We start from the raw sequence: 20,102 nt of genomic DNA on the forward strand, positions 1-20,102 counted from the left end.
GTAGCCCCTTAGACAATATCGTATTTACCCTACGGTTTGATATACACCCCCTTTATATTATGCAATTCTAGACTTGTGGGCACTGCTTGGACACAGTGACTTATGGTTAAAAGCAAACTCAATCGTTACCCATTCATTGCTTATCACGTCTACTTATTACATTGTCGCAAAGTTGTTTAATTCAAAAGCCGCCGTTTTTGCTACCATCTTAATGTTTGTTTCTCCGACGCTTCTACACTATTCACACCAATTAAGAATGTATTCGTTAATTTCAGTACTTTCTTTATGGATTTTCTATTTTACTGAAAGAGTTAGAATGGAAGGGATGCATGGCAAGAATGTAAAGCTTTTGGTTATTCTTGAGTTAGCACTAAGTTATTGTCACGCCATTGGCATAGTCTTTGTATTTTTCCACTATGTTTATGGCCTATTTTCAAATACTAGTCATGATCGTAAAAAGCACCTTACTCACTGGACACTTTTGCATGCAGTAGTTTTTATAATGAGCATTCCGGTCATTTTAAATTCTCTATTCAAAGCGGCTGAACATGCAACCCACCCCAAATTTAACGATATAATTGAATTAATATCGTCGCTGAATATAAGTATACCGAGTATCGATTCATGGTATTCATTAATTGCTTCAGCATGTGTAATCTTAAGTTTACTTGCCTTAAAGAAAACTCGGTTACTTGTTTTTTGTTACATGGTCTGCCCAATATTTTTATTTATATTGCTGTCATACACAATCAAGCCTGTATGGTTGAGTAGAAACTTTATTTTTGCCATGCCTATCATTATCGTGGCTCAATCTTTAGCCTTAGCATACCTTTACAACACATTTAAAAAATATAGAATTGTTTTATTTTTGAGCGTCGCGCTAATATCTACTGGTCACTTGCCAGCCTATTTACAATCCGCAGTCAAGAATGACAGCAGCTTCTCAGATTTATCCTTTTATTTAAAAAGCGTAAGCGCCAACAATTCCAAAACTTGCATTGTATCAACAAATCATCTAAACGCGTTTTGGTCACTTTTGCGCTACAACGCTGCAGTTGACTGGGGAAACCCGTTACTTATTCAACCGCCGAAATCAGAACGATGGGAACAACTAATATCGAAAGTACCTGCTGTAGCAGTTGAGTACTTTTCACTTGATCCAGATAGAAATTACTATGAGGATGAGAAGTTGATAATATCGTCTGGTTGGACAGATAAGTGTAGAAGCCAGCAAGTTGACGAAATTTACGTGATTGATGATAACCATAAAATAGGTGACTTAAATGTTCAATATGCCAAAGTCGCCTCTTTTGGTTGGTATGAAGTTTATAAAATACCTTAAAAACCCTTGCCCATTAATTGATAACGTCCATAACTTTAGTTGCACACCAATCCTAGGTGTATTTACTAAAATTCTGTGCGTTTACTTGACGGTTAATTTCTTGCGTTAATAATTGTTCTAGTGCTGCTTCAAGTTCTTGAGTATTTTCATTTTCAAAAGCGATACCTAGATTATCTTCACTAGCCATTATTTCTGGCACACTACCGACTTTAGATGCCACAGCCGGCGTACCACATGCCAAAGCTTCGGTTAATACGTTAGGGCTGCCTTCGCCGCGACTAGACAAACAAAATACGTCCACCGCGTTGTACCAAGTGACTAAGTCTTGATTGAGCACGGCACCTTGAAATACAACGTGGTTTTCTAACCCATGTCGATTTACATTGGCTTTAAGTTCGGTTCGAAAATCACCTTCTGCACCTTCAGAGCCTAAAATATAAAAAACAAGATTATGAAATTGTGCTTGCTTAACTAATCTAGCCAAAGCAGCAATAACCAAATCAAATCCTTTGCGCTTGATTAAGGCACCAACCCCCAAAATAATTTTTTGATCTTGCGCCAGTTTTAGCTTTGTTCTACAGCCTGCCTTATCTTGGTAAAAGAACTTATCAGTGTCTACTCCATTTCTAATGACACTGGTTCTAGCCCCCGTATCAGCAATTTTATTGGCAGTAAACGCCATTTCTTCACTAAGTGAAATAATATGACCAGCCTCTCGAAGGTACTTAGCCACTATCTTTTGACGAATATCATTATCTTGGAAATGAAAAGCTTCCATTCCCCTTAGGGTAATATTAAATGGGAGCTGGTATTTTTGCTGTAAATGATAACCTGTGGGTAAATCAGGAAAAGTCCAATGTAAATCCACTAAGTCGAACTCAGTTCCTATTTTTGCTAATACTCCCTCAACGGCTCTTTTGTAAGTGTGCACTTCGATGGACTTGGCAAAGCCAGGTAATAGACAAAAATCTAGGGTGATGCACCGACAAGCCACCTAATTCCTCTTTCTCGGGGATATCTTTGAGCACAGCAAACTTGCCAATAAAACCATGAAGGGGAGAATTAGGAATAGGATTAATAACCGTAATATCTGCATAGCGACTCATCGCTTTTAACCGATTTAAAACAAAAACGCCATGGTTGGGCTGATTGCAATTAGGAAATAAATAACTAATTGCCAAAATGCGTTTTTTTACCATCAGCTGTTCTTTCTCAACCATTCTTCTAATACTACCAACTGCCATAGGGTTTTATGATGATCATATTTATCAGCGTTATGTTCTTGAATGAGCTGCTCAATTCGATCTTTTCTAAAAAACTGATGTAATTTAGTTTCTTCTGACAACAATAAGGTTTCAGCATAATCCCGTAATTCATTTTGAAACATGAGTTTCAGTGGGGTTGGAAAACCCATTTTCTTACGGTAAATAATGTCATTAGGTAAAATCCCTTCCATCATTTTTTTCAACGGGTACTTACCTTCACCTTTTTTGATTTTGTGATGGCTGGGAATAGTGGCGGCAAATTCAACTAAACGATAATCTAAGAATGGCACCCGTAGCTCTAAGGAAGCTGCCATACTCATGCGATCAGCTTTAATCAGTAGGTCATCGACTAACCAAGTTTTAGTATCGAAGTAGAGCATTTTATTCAACTGATCCTGCCCTGCCATTTTGTCGAATAATTGCTTAGAAAACTGACGGCTACTTACTTGCTCTTGTTGTTCCATAAGCGCTTTAAACTCAGGTTTATATAACGCCTCCTTTTGTGCATCTGGATAAGTCGACATGCCTTTATAACGTTTTTCAATAGGTTGCGTAGCCATAGTTAAATACTTAGATACTTTATGGCTCTTCCCTAAGGTTTTATTTGCTACGCCAGCAAAAAAATTGGTACCTCGTTGACCGACTACATTCCTGTATTTTTCTAAAACGCTCATGTATTGATAGAGGTCATAGCCTGCAAAAATTTCATCTGAACCTTCACCAGACAAAGCAACCGTTACTTTTTCTTTAGCCAATTTAGCCACAAAAAACAATGAAATAGCAGCAGCTTCGGTAACAGGTTCGTCCATCAAGGCGATATATTCGGGGATGAATTCTTTAAACTGTTTGGGAGTAATTTTAATTTCATGATGGTCGGTTTTAAATTTATCAGCAATAATCTGCGCGTACGGCGTTTCATCAAACCCTTTGCCAAAATCATAGCCAATTGAAAATGTTTTTAAAGGCTCTTTGACTCTTTCAGCCAGTAGGCCCACTACAGCACTAGAATCTATACCGCCACTTAAAAATATTCCAAGTGGCACGTCACTTCTTAGCCTCAGGTCAATTGAGTTTTCTAATAATTTCTTACTTTCATCTACATAATAATCAAAACCTTTGTCATTTTGATTATCAAATTTTAGATCCCAATACTCAGAAATCGTGAGTGTAGGTTTGTCCTGCCCATTACACTTGAGTATCGCATAGTGCCCTAGGCATCAAACGTTTTATACCTTGATGCAAGGTGTTTTCACCCGGAATATAGCCAAAGCTCATGTAACTATCGATTAACTGAACATTAAGCTTCAGGCTTAGCATCCAAGCCTTTGAGAATTGCCTTAGTCTCTGAAGCAAATATAAACTCATTCTCATTGTGCATGTAATAAACAGGTTTAATGCCCAGACGGTCACGAGCCAAGAACAGTTCTTTTTTATTACCATCCCAGATAGCGATGGCAAACATTCCATTAAAATGTTGTAGACAATCCACCCCATATTCAAGGTAGGCTTTAAGCACGACCTCAGTATCAGCACCTGTTTCAAAGGAATAACCTTTGGTTTCTAAAACCGAACGAATTTCAAGGTAATTATAGACTTCACCATTGTATGAAATGACACAATTATGTGATGCCTCAACTCTAGGCTGATGACCCGCTGGAGTAGGATCTAAAATACTTAGTCTTAGGTGAGCTAAACCAATCTTAGCTTCATCATCAAACCACAATCCCTGACTATCTGGCCCGCGATACGGCATAGTATCCCGCATCGTTGACAGTTTTTCTCTATTTACAGCGCTAACTGTACTTTTAATTCCTAAAATGCCACACATTTAACGTCACTCATAAATAATTTAAGTATATTTTCACATCCATTTTCTAACTAGATTTTGTCCGGCTTTCTCAATATACAAATATGAATAATGAGAAATAACTAACGAACCGATTGTCACTATAAAGAAATATATTAGTAAATCAGTGGTGTTAGTAATAACGAACCAATCTTTAAATAGAGTGTAATTCGCCAGTTGAATAATAATCCAATGCCACAGGTACAGTGAATAAGAAATATTTCCTAACCATACAAAATAATCTTTTTCAAACATACGGCTGACAGCGTTATCAGCAATACTCAGGTTAAGTAGTAATAGCGCTGATATAGGCAAAAACACATAATATAGTTCTTTAGCTAACAGTGCGAGTATGGTTAGAAAAACAAGCGCAAGTGTAAAAGAAGAAGAGGCTATCACTTTTTTACTTTGTGCAATATTAGCCCTTATTCCATAAAGAAAAAACCTAGGGAGAACTCAAAAAACACTTGAATCATCCCGCCGATTGACATACCACCATAGCCGTCTAATTGCAGCGTATAAATAGCTAAGTAATGGCTTGCTAAAACAAATAAAGTAATGAACGGATAGACTTTTTGGGTCTTAGCTAATTTAAAACGACTGACCCCACAAACCATAAATGGAAATAACAAATACATAAACCACTCAGCGCTGATCGACCAAGACACCATATTCCAAGACGGCGGGATAAATCCCCAATTTTGCACAAGGAGTAAGTTTAAGAAAAAAGATAGTCCAGTATAATATTCTGGATTATACCTGTCAGAAAAATCATCCAATACAAGGGTGATAAAAAGCAATGTGAGCAAGGTCACTAAGTGCAAGGGATATATTCTAGCAAGCCGAGTAAAAACAAACTTTCTGTAAGATTTATGGATGTTCTTGTCTTTATAGACATGGTGAAGAATAAAACCACTTAGGACAAAAAACAGATCGACACTTAACGATCCATTCAAGAATAAGTTAAAAAACGTAAAATCATAGGCTGTAAAGCTAACCGCCACGTGATACCAAACGACAAATAAAGCAGCAAAGCTTCTAATACTAGTTAACGATAAAATTGTTTGAGACTGGCTCACTTTATGTCCTATTGATCAACAAATTACTGTTTATTAGTAGCCGAAAAAACTAAAAACTCAGTGGTCTACGTTAATTTGTGATAATCGCAGTACTTTACTTAACAAATAAAGTATCTATATCCCTTTTGAGTTATGCAACTTAAAAGCCTACATCTGTATACTCATAACTTTGTTAAAGTTTACACACAATATATTGAAAAACTAGACTTTTGTTTAGCCACAACGCATTATGGCGCAACAGTTGTGAGTTCTAAGCGATGATAAAAAAGCTTGTTATTTTGAATGAGCACTTTACTCTATGCACTCAAAATATGAGCATTAAATGTAAGACTCAATTGCTGATAAAAAGAAAAGGAATCACAATAGCAAAAAGTGTGAAAATAAATTAAAAACCCAGTTTTTAATTTAACAACGTTATTTAACTCATATTAGTATGAGTATTAAATAACACTTTTTAGCTTTTAACGACAAGGTTTACGATGTTACCCATTAGAATTAAGCAGTTCCCTAATTTTCTAAAAGAGTTATATAAAAGAAAACGTATCTTATCTTCTACTCCCCGTGGCAAACGTGTATTTCATTTGTGCTATTTCAGCTGTCATTCTTATTTTCCTTATTTGTACTGTGCGCTGCATAGCATGAAAAAACACCTGACGGATATAGAGTTTAAAGTTTACATTTTTAATGATGCAGAAATGCCAATTTCAGATGCCCAGTTTTCAACTATTCAAGATTTAATTCCCGGAGCAGAACTGATTCTTTGGCCTAAAAGCATGGGATGGGGAGCGGAACAAATTTCCAACATTTGGAAAGCGTACGACTATGCTGCAAAAAATGCTGGCGAAAACGATATAGTGGCTCGTATTGATTCTGACGTGTTCTTTTTTAACGACCGAATCTTTCAAATGATCGAACGCTCTAACGCAGATTTAATCGGAGATGGACACTTTGTTGATTTCAAATATTCGCAAGGTGGATGTTATTTTTTCAAGTCTACGGCTATCAAAAAAATAAACGATTTGATCGAACAACAAACCATGGACAAGCTAACAAAAGAAATAGATATAGTGGTAGAAGACATTGCTGCTTATCATTTTGCTAAAAAATTAGGCTTAAATACCATGGCTAACGTGGTTTATGGTTTTTCCTCAAGAAATACAAAATAGCGGCGGACTTAGCAATTGGCTGCAATGGAAATTTAGTTGCGCTCATTTTGTCATGAAAAATAAAGATAAAATGTTAGAGTCATATAAACAGGACATACTTGTAGAAAGTGAAATTGATTCGTTTACAGACGTGCTAAAAACCCAATAAAATTAGAAAGATCAACATACACATAATGAGAAGCAAGGTAGATTATGTATAACACAATGGATATGCAACTAATAAAATTTCAAAGCCACGGCGACGAACGTGGTTCATTAGTGGCAATTGAGCATGGTAAAGAAATTCCATTCGACGTAAAACGAATCTACTATTTGTATGATACCAAAACCGATGTAGCCAGGGGCTTTCACGCCCATAAAAAATTAAAACAAATCCTCATCGCCGTGAATGGTTCTTGCACCATCATTTTGGATGATGGCAAAGAACGCAAATCAGTTAAGTTAACCAATCCTGATGAAGGCCTATTTATAGACTCTTTTGTTTGGCGAGAAATGCACGATTTTTCAGAAGATTGCACCTTACTTGTTTTAGCAAACTCCCATTACGATGAAGCAGATTATATTCGCAGTTATGACAAATTCTTGGAGATGGCTAAATCATGATCCATCCTTTGTCCGATGTGAAAAGTGAATCCGTTGGTGAAAATACAAACATTTGGCAGTTTAGTGTGGTTGCTGCGGGAGCAATTATAGGCAACGATTGCAATGTATGCTCACACTGCTTCATAGAGAATGGCGCTATTATCGGCAATAATGTCACTATAAAAAATGGTGTGTTTGTGTGGGATGGCGTGCACATCGAAGACAATGTGTTTATTGGTCCAAATGTAACCTTCACCAACGATAGGAATCCAAAGTCTAAAAATAAAAACTTTCTATTAGAAAAAACAAGAGTTATGAAAGGTGCCTCAATTGGCGGAAATGCGACCATTTTACCGGGTGTTTCAATAGGTGAAAACGCCGTGGTTGGAGCTGGCTCAGTTGTCACGAAAGATGTTTTGGCAAACACGGTAGTAAAAGGTAATCCCGCAAGATAGATTTAAGAACATATTTCAAGTAGAGATACAAAATGATCCCCTTTTTAGATTTAAAAAAAATTAATCAACAGTATGCTAACGAACTTAAAGAAGCCGCTAACCGAGTAATTGATTCAGGGTGGTACCTTCTAGGCGATGAAGTTCAGTCTTTTGAAAAAGCATTTGCCACATACTGCAATACAACATATTGCATAGGCGTAGCAAACGGCTTGGACGCACTTAATTTAATCTTTAGGGCTTACAAAGAGCTAGGTATCATGCAAACAGGTGACGAAGTCATAGTACCTGCTAATACTTATATAGCGTCAATTTTAGCCATATCAGAAAATGGCTTAGTCCCTGTTTTAGTAGAACCTAACCTTGACACTTATAATTTAGATCCAGCCCTTATTGAAGCCGCTATAACAAAGAAAACTAAGGCTATCTTAACCGTTCATTTGTACGGACAAGTGAACCATATGAGCGAGATAAATGCGATAGCGCAGAAACACACTTTAAAAGTAGTTGAAGATTGCGCCCAAGCACACGGTGCGTTGTACAAAGGCACCAAAGTAGGATCTTTGGCCGATGCAGCTGGTTTTAGCTTTTATCCTGGCAAAAATTTAGGGGCCTTGGGCGATGGAGGCGCAGTGATCACCTCAGACCCTGCTCTTGATGACACCATAAGAGCACTAAGAAACTATGGTTCAAAAGAAAAGTACGTCAATAAGTATAAAGGACTAAATAGCCGATTAGATGAGATACAAGCCGCATTTTTAAAGGTCAAACTCAAATATTTAGACGATGAAATTAAGGCCCGTAGAGAAGTTGCTAATTACTATTTAGCCAACATTACAAACCAACAGATTGTATTACCTATAGTTGAAAATCAGACGTCTCATGTATGGCATTTATTTGTGATTCGTTGTAAAAACAGACAACAACTGCAACAGTATTTATTAGACAATGGCGTACAATCTTCGATCCATTACCCTATTCCACCTCATCAGCAAGATGCATATAAAAACACCTTTAATGGCTCATTCCCTATCACTGAATTTATTCACGAAAATGTCATGTCACTGCCTATTTCACCGGTATTAGAGTTACATGAAGTAGCTAAAATAGTAGATATTGTTAATCACTTTCAAGCGCCAGCAACATTATGAAAAAAGATCTAATTACTGTCATTATTCCAGTTTACAATCATGAAAATTATGTTCAGCACACTATAAATAGCATTATTCAGCAGACTTATAGCAATATCGAACTCATTGTCATTAACGATGGCTCTCGTGATAAGTCTAATGAGATGATTAAAGACATTGCAGACAAATGCACAGAACGTTTTACCCACTTCACCCATATTGACAAGAAAAACGAAGGGATAATCAAAACCCTAAATGTGGGTATCAACATGGCACAAGGAAAGTACTTATACATCATTGCATCAGACGATATTGCTGAAACAACCGCGCTACAAATCCTGCATGAATTTCTATCGCAAAATGCAGACTATGGACTCGCAGTTGGGGGCAATAAACTCATCGACAGTGACAATACACAGTGCTATTGGGATAAAGACCAGAATATTGTTTACGACAAAAGCGAAGCAACTTACCTTACTTTTGATGAGTACTTACGGAAGAAAAGACCCAATATTGATTTTCTATCAGAGCAGTTTGGTTTATATAACAATCTTATTGCCGACAATCACATACCGAATGGATATTTGTTAGAAAAAAAGTGGTGGATGAATTTGGTGGATACTCTCAGAGCTCCCCAATGGAAGACCTTTACTTGATGTTACAAATGTCGAAAAGAAAAAACTTAAATTTATTGACACTCCACTATTTAACTATCGTTGGCATGATTCGAATACAATTAAGAATCATACCAAAATGTATCAAATCCAAAGAAAAACCCTTATCAACGAGTTTGGCTACTGTTTGCAAAAAGGATTGATTTTTCTGTGGTTTAAGCATACGTATTGGCCAGACATTAAATATTATTTCCGCCGACTAACAGCGTCAGCCAATTAACTCCTATTCGTTATTTTTACGTTTTCATAAAATTAAGGTAATTCAGTAATGCTTTCAATTTGGCTGCGAATTTCAATACAAAATTATAAATATTTTGCATCCAAGAAAAAGTCCAGAATGGAAGCGATTAGATGTTACCTGCGAATAGAACTATTCTATTTATCCAGACTAGTAAGGGTGGGCTTGCAACGGCATCATAGCTTGTTAAATGTAGAAAGTAAGAGTATAAGTTCAGGATTATATTTTACAGCACACACAAGTCTTGATTTGCCACCTTGGACAATTCATCAGGCAGAAGATATAGAGGATATTTCAGTCCTAGCAAATCATCACTTAATTGATCGTGAATACCTAAGTGAATTACAACAAGCTAACTTTCCCTGCTCGCTCGAAGAGATTGAATTCGAAGAATTAGCGACCTTTATGGCAAGTAAATTACAATTTTCTGATCTTGCCCGCCAGCAACAATCGAGCAATAAACAGGCGATTTACATTCACCTTTACTATCCAGATTTATGGGCTAGTATTTTACCGCACATTAATAAAGTAAGAGAAGAAGTGGATATTCTCATCACTGTGCCAAACTTTACTTGCGTGAAGGCACTGGTTCACATAGCCAATTCTCGTAGCAACATCCGATTCTTTCAGACCGAAAATATAGGTCGGGACGTTTACCCATTTTTACGGCTTTTAACGGCTGGCGTCTTTGACAATTATGACGCTGTTTGCAAGTTGCACACTAAAAAAGCTTACACACCTCAATCGGCAATGAGTGGATGGAGAATACGTTAAACGCTTTGCTAGGCACGTCAGACAACATACACAGAATTACTCAAGCCTTTAAAGATAAACCGCAATTGGGGGTGCTTGGCCCAGAACAGTATTTAATTCCCAAAGAAGTGGTAGAAAAGGAGCGGCTGAACAATCGATTCTTAAAAATAATCATGGAAGAACTAAAAATACCTGAATCGACTTTTTCTTATAATTATTTTGCAGGTACAATGTTCTGGTTTAGGCCTTCAGCCTTGAGTCAACTTAAAAAGTTAGAGCTCGATATAAATATGTTTCCAAATGAAATGAAACAAACAGATGGTACGATCATGCATGGCTTTGAGAGGCTATTCAACACAATAGCAGCATTTTCTAACTATAGAGTTGAAACAGAAAAAGAACAGACTTGATCAGCGATCTTTGTTTCAGGAATTGAAAGAATACCTAACTCAGTGTTTTTGCTGACAGTTTAAAGATGGAAAAGAACAGTGAGTTTAAGTAATCAAGTATTAAAAAGTTCGATTTGGGTATTAGCTATTTCATGGCTCAATAGATTTGTTGGCATGATTAGTACTTTGATACTCATTAGAGTACTAAGCCCAGAAGACTTCGGCATAGCCGCATTAGCCACCATGGTTATGTTTTTTTTCATGTCATTCAGTGAATTAGGGATAAGACAATATATCATCAAAGAGCAACATATTACTGACGATGAAGTGAATAGTGCATGGACGTTACAAATATTAATCAACCTTGGTATAGGTCTATTACTATTTTTTTCCGCGCCCTATCTAGCTGAATTTTTGAAAGATGATAAATTAAAAGACGTGTTGAGGGTATTGTCTCTGGTACCACTGCTAGGCTCACTAAACAATCCCGGAATGGTATTATTAGAAAAAAAGCTCGATTACGCCAAGCTAGGTAAAGTAGGCATCAGGGCAAGACTTATTTCAGCACCACCTACCGTTTATATTGCTTACATTTATGAATCATATTGGGCATTAATTATTGGCCAGATATTAAGTATCGCCATAACATTTGCTTTAACCTACGTATATATTTCATACAGACCAAAGTTTAGATGCAGTGGCTTTAAACATATATTTAGTAAAACAAAGTGGCTGCTAGCAAATTCACTCACAGGTTTTGCCCGTTCTAAAGCCGAGAACTTTATCGTGAATAATAAGTTTGGGACCGAAGGGGTCGGCTTGTATGATATATCTCGAGAATTTTCCCATTTACCCTACAGCGATATAATTGGTCCCGCTTCTAAGCCTTTGCTAGCAGGTATATCTTCAATAAAAGGTGACTTAGCTCAAGTTTATGAAGGCTTATTAAAGCATTTATATGTTTCTTTATTTTTCATTATTCCATCCATAGTGGGTACATTTGCTGTTGGCGAGTTTTTTGTTTATGTCGCAATGGGCGAACAATGGATGAGTGCAGTTGATATCTTTAAAGCAATTTCTTTATTGATGCCTGTCTTTATTATTTACTCATTATGCCGACAGGTCATGTTTTTCGCAGATGAATTAAAACTATTATCAATTGCCGATATCTTTTCAATTATTGTTATGTTCGTCGTGCTAGGTGCACCTTTTGTAGCGGATTTAACCACCCTGACCTGGATTAGGGTATTGATTGGATTTTTATTTGTATTGGTACTCATATCGCTATTAAAATTTAGATATAAATTAAAAGTGCTACCAATATTTACATTACTCACGATTGTTTCTTTACTAAGCGCCCCTTTTTACTTATCTATAGAATCATTGAAGCTACTTGATATGCAATTACCCGCCTATTTACTGTTGCTCCTGTATGTTTCCCTTGGTGTATTAGTCTATTTTTTAACAGTATTCTTAGTGCGCAACATTCTATCTAATCACAACCATTACTTTTTGTTTACCTATGAGTTTATTGACAAGAGTTTAGCAATCTTAACTCAAAAATTTAAATAGGCTCTCTGGTTTCGGTGATTACTAATTATATTTACTAAGCTTGTATTAGCTTTGAGGCGAGTTTAATGAAAACTTTATATTTTCATGTGGGAACACCCAAGACAGGGACCACAACACTGCAAGAATTTTGCCTTGCCAACAATGAAACACTAGAGCAGTCTGGGCTATATTATCCAAATACGCCTGAGCTTCTTAATAATCGCAGCGCCAATGGTTTTTTGTTGGTTAGCAACCAAAAGGATAGGGCAACACGCGCGAAATGCTGGGAAAAATATTTAAATTCTATTGCTAAAACTGATGCGAAAAATATATTAGTTTCGGAAGAGATATTTTTTCTCATGCCAAATATCGAAATGTTTAGTGAATTGAAATTTAAAGGTTATCAAGTCAAGTTTATTATTTACCTAAGACCTAGTTTTGAATACCTCTGCTCCTTTTGGTCAGAAATGTGCCGAGTCCATGAGCCCTATCGACCCTACCTAGAATATCCGCTTCCACTAGAACAATTTTTGCTAGGAGAAAACCGCTATACGAAAGATCTACAGAAAATTATTACGCTTGCTGAATTATTTGGTAACGACAATATCATAATTAGAACTTTTGAAAAAACGTCCTTTGTAGGAGGCGATCTAATATCAGATTTCATGAGCATTTTTGGGCTCCCAAGTACGTTAGAGCTAAAATCAATAGATGCGCAAAATCCAAATAATCGCTCTCGAAAAATGTTAGATACGATCAATATTCTTCAAACTGCAAATATACTAGGAAGCTTTTTACATGATATTTCAACTAGCATGCAAGACCCTAAGGATGTTGAGGCAGATTTTGAATATCTGTTGGGCACTATAGGCGGCGACTTAAATGCTCAGGAAAGTGTATCTGATGAAGTTATTGAAAAAGTGGTTGCTAAGTACGCAATAATAGAATCAGCCTTTGCCGAACAATTTCTAAACAGAAAACAACTATTTACAAATAATTTCCCCTCAGTCTACCAACAACCTCGTCCACATTATAAAGGCCTATCAAATGAGGAACTGCTTAAAATTAATATATTTGTTCAAAACAAGATTTACGCGATGAGACCTTCGTACCAAAAGCTGTGGCGAAAAATTGAGAAAAAGTTGTACAACAAATTTAAGAAGTAACTAAGGTTACAGTGCGCAACACATGGCTCATCATATAAGGCTGATGGGCTGTAAGAGGGTAAATAAAACAAACGGGCAAACTACACTCCAACCTCTGGGGCAGTCCTACATCTCCGTGGGTATGCATCATAAAAGTTCGAACCTAGTTCACCCTGAGCACGTATTCCAGAGATAAATCATTTATATGATCGTCTTACATACCCTGGCAATTGAAATCGCTGTAGCGGCTAATTGAGCGTATTTACAAACCTCTTTGCCAACTCTGAATATGTATTATCAATAAAACGATTGCTACCAATGAAATGTAAGACTGACACTTTACTATCAAAATCTAACACGGTTTGGTTGGCATTGAGTTTAGGAAATCCATAGTTTTGATACTGTGGCCAGCGTAAAATTTTTGGATCTTCGCATACTGAAATCATGACATTTGATGCAAACTGTTCTGACCCCCACTCATGCCACTTTTGTTTTCCGAGCTTTTGTTCCATTTCAACGGAAAAAGCCTGTAAAAGCTCAAAAGATAAAGTACCTTTTGGAAATCCAGTGAAAGCCGCACATCCCCTACAATATTGAGAAATATCAATTGAGCTAGCACTATGTAAATGTCGTTCGGCTGACACTTGAACATGTTTACCATTATGAGCGTTCATGACTAATCGTAAATACTCAGTATTAACAGGCTCAGGCCAAGCAGGGCTGCCAATTGTAAATGCCTGATTACGGCTAACATGATCAAATACTTCTGCAACAGGCCCAATTGTTAACGTATCAGTATCTACCTGAATTACGTAGGCGTCTTGACTCAGATGCAAAATATGAACTAAACGTTCCCAGCAAGCACCGGCAGGGCAAAGCCCCACATCGATATCTTTTATATGAGTGATATTCAAATGGGGAATATGTTTTTTTAACAGGGCATAATCTTCAGCAGTCAAACTGCCATCGTCTAGTAACTCAACAAACCCCTGACCAAACTGTTGCAAAAAGCTTTTTAAAGCCAGTAATGTCATATCTACAGCGGCATGATAGACTTGAGAAACTATCACTACCTCTTTGTTTTTTTCAAATTGCACTGGCGGTGTATGCCTAACTTTAGCAGCAACTAAATCAAATTTTCTTTTTTGGTATTTGCTCGATATTTTTTAATAAAGTATTCATAGTATTCAATTTAATTCGCAAAGTTAACATTCAGTCTTTTTGAACGCTTAGATTCGACATCAATTCGTTTTAAACACACGGCAACGGCAATGAGTGCATACAACAAGTCATAATACGCCAAACTTAATAAGCCCCCACAAACGCAATACACAATTAAAGTAGTATTGATTGATGCTGCCAAGGCTTTAATCCAATCATCTTCCGCTTTTTTCGTAATCTATTGGTCAACAATACACTGCCAATCAAAATCATCAAGAATAAGGATAAGCCCAAAAAGCCCGCATCCCCTAAAACCTGAAAATAAATACTGTGAGCCGCTTTGGCTTTGAATTTAGAGGTGTTATTAGGCGTAATGAAATCAAACCGACCAATATCATCGTAATAATATTGCCATACAAAGGAATGCTGCACCGAATCTTGCCCGACTCCTATGAAGGGATGATCCATAGCAGCTAAAGTAGCCAATTTCCATGCTGTAGTCCGTCCCATAAATGAACTGTCAGTATCTGCACTTTCAATGGTTTGAATTCGATCAGTCCATTTGTCGGCCGCAATATATATTGCGCCAGCACTAAACATGGCAGCCATAATAATAAAAAATAGTTTCGCCCTAGATTTAAGAAAAATCTTCCAACCCACTATGACTAAACCAATAAAGCCGCCTCTTGAATAGGAGCCAATAACACAAATAGCCGATAACCCTGCTAATCCAGTAAACCCTAGTTTTAAGTACTTGTGTTTAATTTGCGGAATAATATACATGTATATGGGAATAACCATTAATACAGCTAGAGCAAATAAGTTATTGTCTGTCATCATAGAATTATGAATACCGACTATTTTATAGCCACCTAGCGTCACGACGAACTTTAAGCCTTCGAAAAAGATATTAAATCCGATCCCAAGCAACATAGCACATAGAAAGGTTTCAATTCTATTTCGAGTGGTTAATAAGGTAAGAATAAGCGCAGCAAAAAGTATCGCCTTAAAAAAGTCACTCCATACCCCCCAAGACGATTGGCTACTGCCCCAGGTAAAATAATTTGATATGCCAGTTTGAATTAAAAATAAAACCATTAATACAAACAAACCGCCAGTCGGCTTTTTCTTCAGGGGATCATCACTCAAAAACATGGCAATGATAGTAATGAGAGCAAGTAAATAGGTATACCGAATATCAGAGGCAAAGCCCCACAACATGTTCTTTGGCACGGCCATAACCGTCCAAATCCAAGCACACAACCCATTAAAAGGATTTTTGAACGCGAGATATATGAACGGTAAAAACATTAAAACAAAAAGCAGATCCTTCATTTACGTTTTCTCTTTTCTGGCTTTTGTTTTGCTAAAAATGCCTTTCGATCGATTTGATCCTGCTTATCCCCTTTTATCAGGAAATAAATAACAAACCCCATGCTAATCAAAAAAACTATCGAACTCATTAATCATTAGCCTTTTGCATTGGAGTGATGTCTTTTTTCACTAACTGTACAACCCGTTTAGAGTTCTCTTGCCAAATAAACCGCTTTTCAATAACGCTCGCTTTCACTGCCGCTCGCATATTATCTAATTGATGAATATTCTCAATTGCATAAATAAACTTTTCGATAAAAGAGGCTTGATTGCCCTTTTCAAAAAACAATGCACTGTCGTCTGATAAAATCTCTCGAATATTTGGGCAATCAGGCGCAATAATCACGCTACCTACCGCCATATACTCGAACATCTTTAATGGCGATGCATAAGCCGTTACATCAGGTTGTAATGTTATATCGAATTCTTTCACGAAATTCAGTACTTTATCTCTGGTGACCAAGCCTTTAAAGTCAACTTTATCGGCCACTCCTAAACGTTTCGCTTGCTCTTTGAGCTCTGGTAGAATTAAACCGTCGCCAATACACACCAACTTTAACGGCAAGTCTTTATGCTCGGCTATGGCTTCTATCGCTTTATCCATACCATGCCAAGGATGAATAAACCCAGTAAAGCCAATGACAATTTCTTTTTTATCTAGGTTAATCGGCGTCTCAAGCATTTCATCAATAAATTCTTGTCGTACACCATTGTGGATAACCGTTATGTTTTCTTCTTCCACGCCTACTTGACGCAGATGATCAGCCAATACATCGGTAACAGGCAGGCAGCAGGTAGCATGTCGCCAAGTATAGTTTTCAACCTTTTTTGCTAACCACTTTAATGACAAGCCGCTATATCGACTACGCTCTTCTACAAGAGGGGCATTAATTTCTAAGATGATAGGTATATTAAACAGTTTCGCGGCCCAGATACCTGCTGGCTGATACAAATTATAACGTTCGTAGATAAACTCTGGTTTAAACTGTTTAATAGCAATAACTAATTTAACAAAAACCCATAAACTGTAAGTTAGCTCGAGTAATTCATAGACCCATGCTGGTAAAGCTTGTTTCAGTTTACTGACAAAACCACCGTCATGGCCAAAATCTGATTGTTCGTTCACTTGTGGTGCGACAAATCGCAACTCATGGCCTTGCTCAATGAAGGCATTTGTTAATTCTTCCACATGCACAAACTGTCCATCTTTCGAAGCAATTCTATGGTGGTACAGAATTTTCATAATTCACCCATCTTCTGCTTGCTTAAAAACGATTCGAAAATCACCAAAGACCATATAGTTAATCCATGATTTTTTTCTTTGATGATGCTCTAATAAAATATTATGGATCCCCTGAATATCAAAGTAATCTGTAGAGAGTAGGTTCTGCGATAGCACTCTAGACTCCAGTGTCTCTAACGGAATTTGCCTAAACCATTCGTCTAATGGAGAAGTAAAGCCCATTTTCTTTCTATTCAAAATGTAACTAGGGACTAACTTAGCAAAAGACTTTGCTATGAGTTTTTTACCGGTTCTCAAACCTAGATTAACCTTAGGTTTAATTCTTAAGCCCCATTCAACCAACTTATGATCAAGAAACGGCACTCTGACTTCTAATGAGTTTGCCATACTCGCTCGATCAACCTTGGTTAAAATGCTCCCCGGTAAATAGGTTTTAAAATCGATATATTGCACTTGCTTCAAAGACTCTTGCTCACCCACCTCTTTTGCTAAAGAGCGAAATAATCCTAAAGAGCTGTATTTATTCAACATTCGCTTAAACTTATCCGAATAGATCGTCTGCAAGGTTTTTTGAGCGCTGATTGAAATAGCATTGTGATAGCCATCTATTTTATCGTTACTCAAACCTTCGAATGTCGTTTTTGCTCTAAGTAGCTTAGGAATAAATCTAGATTCAGGATAGAACTTGGCAACGCCGGACAACAAAGAATTGCGCATAAATGATGGGATTATCTTTCTTAACCTTTCTTCAAATAGAAACATTTGGTGATTGCGATAACCAAAAAACAGTTCATCGGCACCATCACCAGAAAGAGCAACTTTGACATATTTATTTGTCGCTTGGCTCAATATATAAGTAGGAATGGCTGAGTTATCGGCAAATGGCTCATCATAAATATCAACAATTTTGTCTACCAAAGATAAATCATTGACTGAAACACTGGTATTAACATGGTCACACTGAAAGTGGCTGGCTACTTTTTTAGCATAATACGACTCGTCATATGCAGATAAATCAAAACCAATAGAACTTGTTTTGACTGCTTGAGTAGTATGCTGACTCATACTGCCAACAATGACAGTAGAATCTACACCTCCGGACAAGAACGCCCCCACTTGGACATCAGCCATCATTCTTAGTCTTACACTTTCACTCAGTAACTGTTGAAACTCATGTTTAAGACTTTCAACATCCTCATAATCACTATTTAAATGGTCTTTCAATACCCAATAAGGCTGCTCTGACAAACTACTAAAATCATCGATGTCTACCTCCATATAATGACCAGCCGCTAATTTTTTTACTGATTTATATATAGATTTTGGTTCAACGATATAACCAAGAGAAAAGAAATCTTCGATTGCCTGTTCACATAAGTCTGTATTTAATTTAGGGTGTAATTTAAGTGCTTTTAGCTCAGAAGCAACCAGTAAATCACCATCATCTGCCAGTGCCCAATATAAGGGTTTGATACCAAACCTGTCGCGCACCAAATACAGTTTGTTTTGCAATTTATCTAAAATAACAAATGCAAACATGCCCCGTAATTTATTGATTAAATCGGAGCCCCATTGTGCCCAACCGTGCAGCAATACTTCTGTGTCACAATGAGTTTCGAATACAAAACCTATGGTTTCTAACTCTTGTTTGAGTTCAGGGAAATTATAAATTTCACCGTTAAAGGTAACCACGGTAGTATCTCTACTCATAGGTTGCTGACCATTATCAATATCGACAATAGCCAATCTAGTATGACCCAATGCAACGCTTTTATTGACATAAAAGCCTTCGCCATCAGGTCCTCTATGCTCTAAAGAACGGGTCATTTTTTTGAACAATGCATCATCAGTATGAACCTGTCCATTTGCTCGAACCCAACACACTATTCCACACATAGATTAGGTATCCTTACCTAATCGCTTATATAGGGATGACAGCCCCCAAAAATACTTGTGTTTATACATCAAATAAAATAGTCCTTTAAGATGTGAGAAATGAAACTTAGTTAATTTGAAGCCCCGAGATAACTCTTGCGCATCGTGAATGACCGATACACTAGGAACGTAAGTTATGACATATCCAGCTTCCCAAACTCTTAGACAATAATCCACATCTTCAGGAGAATAAAAGATTTTCTCATCCAACAAGCCTACCTTTTCTAGGGTCTCTCGTTTTAACATCCAACATGCAGATATTGCATAATCAACATTTACCGGCACCGTAGCTTTTGACAAGTCTGATTCTTGCTCTTCCATATTTTTCAAAAATAGAAAACGCTGGAACTTTTTCCATAGGGTAGGAAAAGTATCGCAAGACAACTGATAGTTACCGCTGCCGTAAGTTACTCTAGGAACAGCCATACCACAATTGGGGTGTTCATCTAAATACTGCGACAAGCCAGTCAATGCAGGTTCATTCATATAGGCATCTGAGTCTAACACCAAGATATACTTACCTTTTGCCTGTTTTAAGGCTTGATTTCTCGAATAAGTAGTGCCGGTATTGTGACTGAGTAAAATAGACGTCAGTCGTCCTTCTAATTCCCCTTCAATACGAGAAAGGATCTCCAAGGTACCGTCTTTAGAACCATTGTCTACAACAAAAATTTCAAAATCTCGTTCACTCTGCTTCAAAGAAGACGTTAATGACGACAGACATTTTTCGATAAATTTAGCCGAATTAAAAGATAGAATGACTACAGAAATATCCAT

18 protein-coding genes and 3 pseudogenes are annotated in these 20,102 nt (G+C 37.1%); 10 read left to right on the top strand and 11 right to left on the bottom strand.

Going from position 1 to position 20,102, the window contains the following annotated elements:
* Positions 1-172 precede the first annotated feature (172 nt).
* Positions 173-1,342: a hypothetical protein gene (locus RS130_RS22925; RefSeq protein WP_428982835.1), complete on the top strand. Its 1,170-nt coding sequence runs from the start codon at positions 173-175 to the stop codon at positions 1,340-1,342.
* A 52-nt stretch (positions 1,343-1,394) separates the two neighbouring features.
* Here the strand turns inward: RS130_RS22925 and RS130_RS22930 are convergent, their stop codons facing one another.
* The 6 genes from RS130_RS22930 to RS130_RS22955 all read right to left on the bottom strand — a co-directional run bounded on the left by RS130_RS22930 (position 1,395) and on the right by RS130_RS22955 (position 5,532).
* A complete protein-coding gene (locus tag RS130_RS22930) occupies positions 1,395-2,273 on the bottom strand; it encodes a glycosyltransferase (RefSeq protein ID WP_316027853.1) in 879 nt (292 codons plus the stop codon).
* Positions 2,248-2,541 carry a glycosyltransferase family protein gene (locus RS130_RS22935; RefSeq protein WP_316027854.1) on the bottom strand — a complete coding sequence of 98 codons (294 nt, stop codon included), beginning with the start codon at positions 2,539-2,541 and terminating at the stop codon, positions 2,248-2,250. Before RS130_RS22935 ends, RS130_RS22930 begins: the two co-directional genes overlap by 26 nt.
* On the bottom strand, positions 2,541-3,806 hold the full coding sequence (asnB, locus tag RS130_RS22940) for an asparagine synthase (glutamine-hydrolyzing) (RefSeq protein ID WP_316028132.1): 1,266 nt from the start codon (positions 3,804-3,806) through the stop codon (positions 2,541-2,543). The genes RS130_RS22935 and asnB (RS130_RS22940) overlap by 1 nt, the downstream gene beginning before the upstream one ends.
* Positions 3,807-3,904: 98 nt before the next feature.
* Positions 3,905-4,435 (bottom strand): asparagine synthetase B family protein, encoded by a 531-nt coding sequence (locus RS130_RS22945; protein WP_316027855.1) that lies wholly within the window; start codon positions 4,433-4,435, stop codon positions 3,905-3,907.
* 33 nt (positions 4,436-4,468) lie between these two features.
* A complete protein-coding gene (locus tag RS130_RS22950) occupies positions 4,469-4,852 on the bottom strand; it encodes an acyltransferase family protein (protein WP_316027856.1) in 384 nt (127 codons plus the stop codon).
* A 26-nt stretch (positions 4,853-4,878) separates the two neighbouring features.
* Positions 4,879-5,532, bottom strand: a complete 654-nt coding sequence (locus RS130_RS22955) for an acyltransferase family protein (protein ID WP_316027857.1) — start codon at positions 5,530-5,532, stop codon at positions 4,879-4,881.
* A gap of 479 nt (positions 5,533-6,011) precedes the next feature.
* Here RS130_RS22955 and RS130_RS22960 point away from each other — a divergent pair, with 479 nt between their 5' ends.
* The 9 genes and pseudogenes from RS130_RS22960 to RS130_RS22995 all read left to right on the top strand — a co-directional run bounded on the left by RS130_RS22960 (position 6,012) and on the right by RS130_RS22995 (position 13,633).
* Positions 6,012-6,698, top strand: a complete 687-nt coding sequence (locus tag RS130_RS22960) for a glycosyltransferase family protein (RefSeq protein WP_316027858.1) — start codon at positions 6,012-6,014, stop codon at positions 6,696-6,698.
* 192 nt (positions 6,699-6,890) lie between these two features.
* Positions 6,891-7,301: a sugar 3,4-ketoisomerase gene (locus tag RS130_RS22965; protein ID WP_316027859.1), complete on the top strand. Its 411-nt coding sequence runs from the start codon at positions 6,891-6,893 to the stop codon at positions 7,299-7,301.
* Positions 7,298-7,525, top strand: a pseudogene (locus RS130_RS24030) (LbetaH domain-containing protein); the annotation flags it as partial. The gene RS130_RS22965 and the pseudogene RS130_RS24030, both read left to right, overlap by 4 nt.
* Before the next feature lie 69 nt (positions 7,526-7,594).
* A pseudogene (locus RS130_RS24035) lies at positions 7,595-7,726 on the top strand (DapH/DapD/GlmU-related protein); the annotation flags it as partial.
* A 41-nt stretch (positions 7,727-7,767) separates the two neighbouring features.
* Positions 7,768-8,883 carry a DegT/DnrJ/EryC1/StrS family aminotransferase gene (locus tag RS130_RS22975; protein ID WP_316027861.1) on the top strand — a complete coding sequence of 372 codons (1,116 nt, stop codon included), beginning with the start codon at positions 7,768-7,770 and terminating at the stop codon, positions 8,881-8,883.
* Entirely contained in the window at positions 8,880-9,518 is a 639-nt protein-coding gene (locus RS130_RS22980; protein WP_316027862.1) for a glycosyltransferase family A protein, read from the top strand. The genes RS130_RS22975 and RS130_RS22980 overlap by 4 nt, the downstream gene beginning before the upstream one ends.
* Positions 9,519-10,179: 661 nt before the next feature.
* Positions 10,180-10,937: pseudogene (locus RS130_RS22985) on the top strand (rhamnan synthesis F family protein).
* A 78-nt stretch (positions 10,938-11,015) separates the two neighbouring features.
* On the top strand, positions 11,016-12,488 hold the full coding sequence (locus RS130_RS22990; RefSeq protein ID WP_316027863.1) for an oligosaccharide flippase family protein: 1,473 nt from the start codon (positions 11,016-11,018) through the stop codon (positions 12,486-12,488).
* Between the two features lie 65 nt (positions 12,489-12,553).
* Positions 12,554-13,633, top strand: a complete 1,080-nt coding sequence (locus tag RS130_RS22995) for a hypothetical protein (RefSeq protein ID WP_316027864.1) — start codon at positions 12,554-12,556, stop codon at positions 13,631-13,633.
* Positions 13,634-13,860: 227 nt separating this feature from the next.
* On the opposite strand, the gene RS130_RS23000 is transcribed toward RS130_RS22995, so the two are convergent.
* The 5 genes from RS130_RS23000 to RS130_RS23020 form a co-directional block, all read right to left on the bottom strand.
* Positions 13,861-14,709 (bottom strand): hypothetical protein, encoded by an 849-nt coding sequence (locus RS130_RS23000; RefSeq protein ID WP_316027865.1) that lies wholly within the window; start codon positions 14,707-14,709, stop codon positions 13,861-13,863.
* Between the two features lie 238 nt (positions 14,710-14,947).
* On the bottom strand, positions 14,948-16,108 hold the full coding sequence (locus tag RS130_RS23005; protein WP_316027866.1) for a putative O-glycosylation ligase, exosortase A system-associated: 1,161 nt from the start codon (positions 16,106-16,108) through the stop codon (positions 14,948-14,950).
* Between the two features lie 127 nt (positions 16,109-16,235).
* Positions 16,236-17,390: a glycosyltransferase gene (locus RS130_RS23010; protein ID WP_316027867.1), complete on the bottom strand. Its 1,155-nt coding sequence runs from the start codon at positions 17,388-17,390 to the stop codon at positions 16,236-16,238.
* Positions 17,391-17,393: 3 nt separating this feature from the next.
* On the bottom strand, positions 17,394-19,286 hold the full coding sequence (gene asnB / locus RS130_RS23015; protein WP_316027868.1) for an asparagine synthase (glutamine-hydrolyzing): 1,893 nt from the start codon (positions 19,284-19,286) through the stop codon (positions 17,394-17,396).
* A 3-nt stretch (positions 19,287-19,289) separates the two neighbouring features.
* A complete protein-coding gene (locus RS130_RS23020) occupies positions 19,290-20,102 on the bottom strand; it encodes a glycosyltransferase family 2 protein (RefSeq protein WP_316027869.1) in 813 nt (270 codons plus the stop codon).

The sequence above is a fragment of the Paraglaciecola aquimarina genome (genome assembly GCF_032464635.1).
Taxonomy (GTDB): Bacteria; Pseudomonadota; Gammaproteobacteria; order Enterobacterales; family Alteromonadaceae; genus Paraglaciecola; species Paraglaciecola aquimarina.

Bases quoted from the DNA above. Each gene is read 5' to 3' on its own strand.
- RS130_RS22935 (WP_316027854.1), bottom strand. From the start codon at position 2,541: ATGGTAAAAAAACGCATTTTGGCAATTAGTTATTTATTTCCTAATTGC.
- RS130_RS22945 (WP_316027855.1), bottom strand. From the start codon at position 4,435: ATGTGTGGCATTTTAGGAATTAAAAGTACAGTTAGCGCTGTAAATAGA.
- RS130_RS22960 (WP_316027858.1), top strand. From the start codon at position 6,012: ATGTTACCCATTAGAATTAAGCAGTTCCCTAATTTTCTAAAAGAGTTA.
- RS130_RS22965 (WP_316027859.1), top strand. From the start codon at position 6,891: ATGTATAACACAATGGATATGCAACTAATAAAATTTCAAAGCCACGGC.
- RS130_RS22975 (WP_316027861.1), top strand. From the start codon at position 7,768: ATGATCCCCTTTTTAGATTTAAAAAAAATTAATCAACAGTATGCTAAC.
- RS130_RS22980 (WP_316027862.1), top strand. From the start codon at position 8,880: ATGAAAAAAGATCTAATTACTGTCATTATTCCAGTTTACAATCATGAA.
- RS130_RS22995 (WP_316027864.1), top strand. From the start codon at position 12,554: ATGAAAACTTTATATTTTCATGTGGGAACACCCAAGACAGGGACCACA.
- RS130_RS23005 (WP_316027866.1), bottom strand. From the start codon at position 16,108: ATGAAGGATCTGCTTTTTGTTTTAATGTTTTTACCGTTCATATATCTC.
- RS130_RS23010 (WP_316027867.1), bottom strand. From the start codon at position 17,390: ATGAAAATTCTGTACCACCATAGAATTGCTTCGAAAGATGGACAGTTT.
- asnB (WP_316027868.1), bottom strand. From the start codon at position 19,286: ATGTGTGGAATAGTGTGTTGGGTTCGAGCAAATGGACAGGTTCATACT.
- RS130_RS23020 (WP_316027869.1), bottom strand. From the start codon at position 20,102: ATGGATATTTCTGTAGTCATTCTATCTTTTAATTCGGCTAAATTTATC.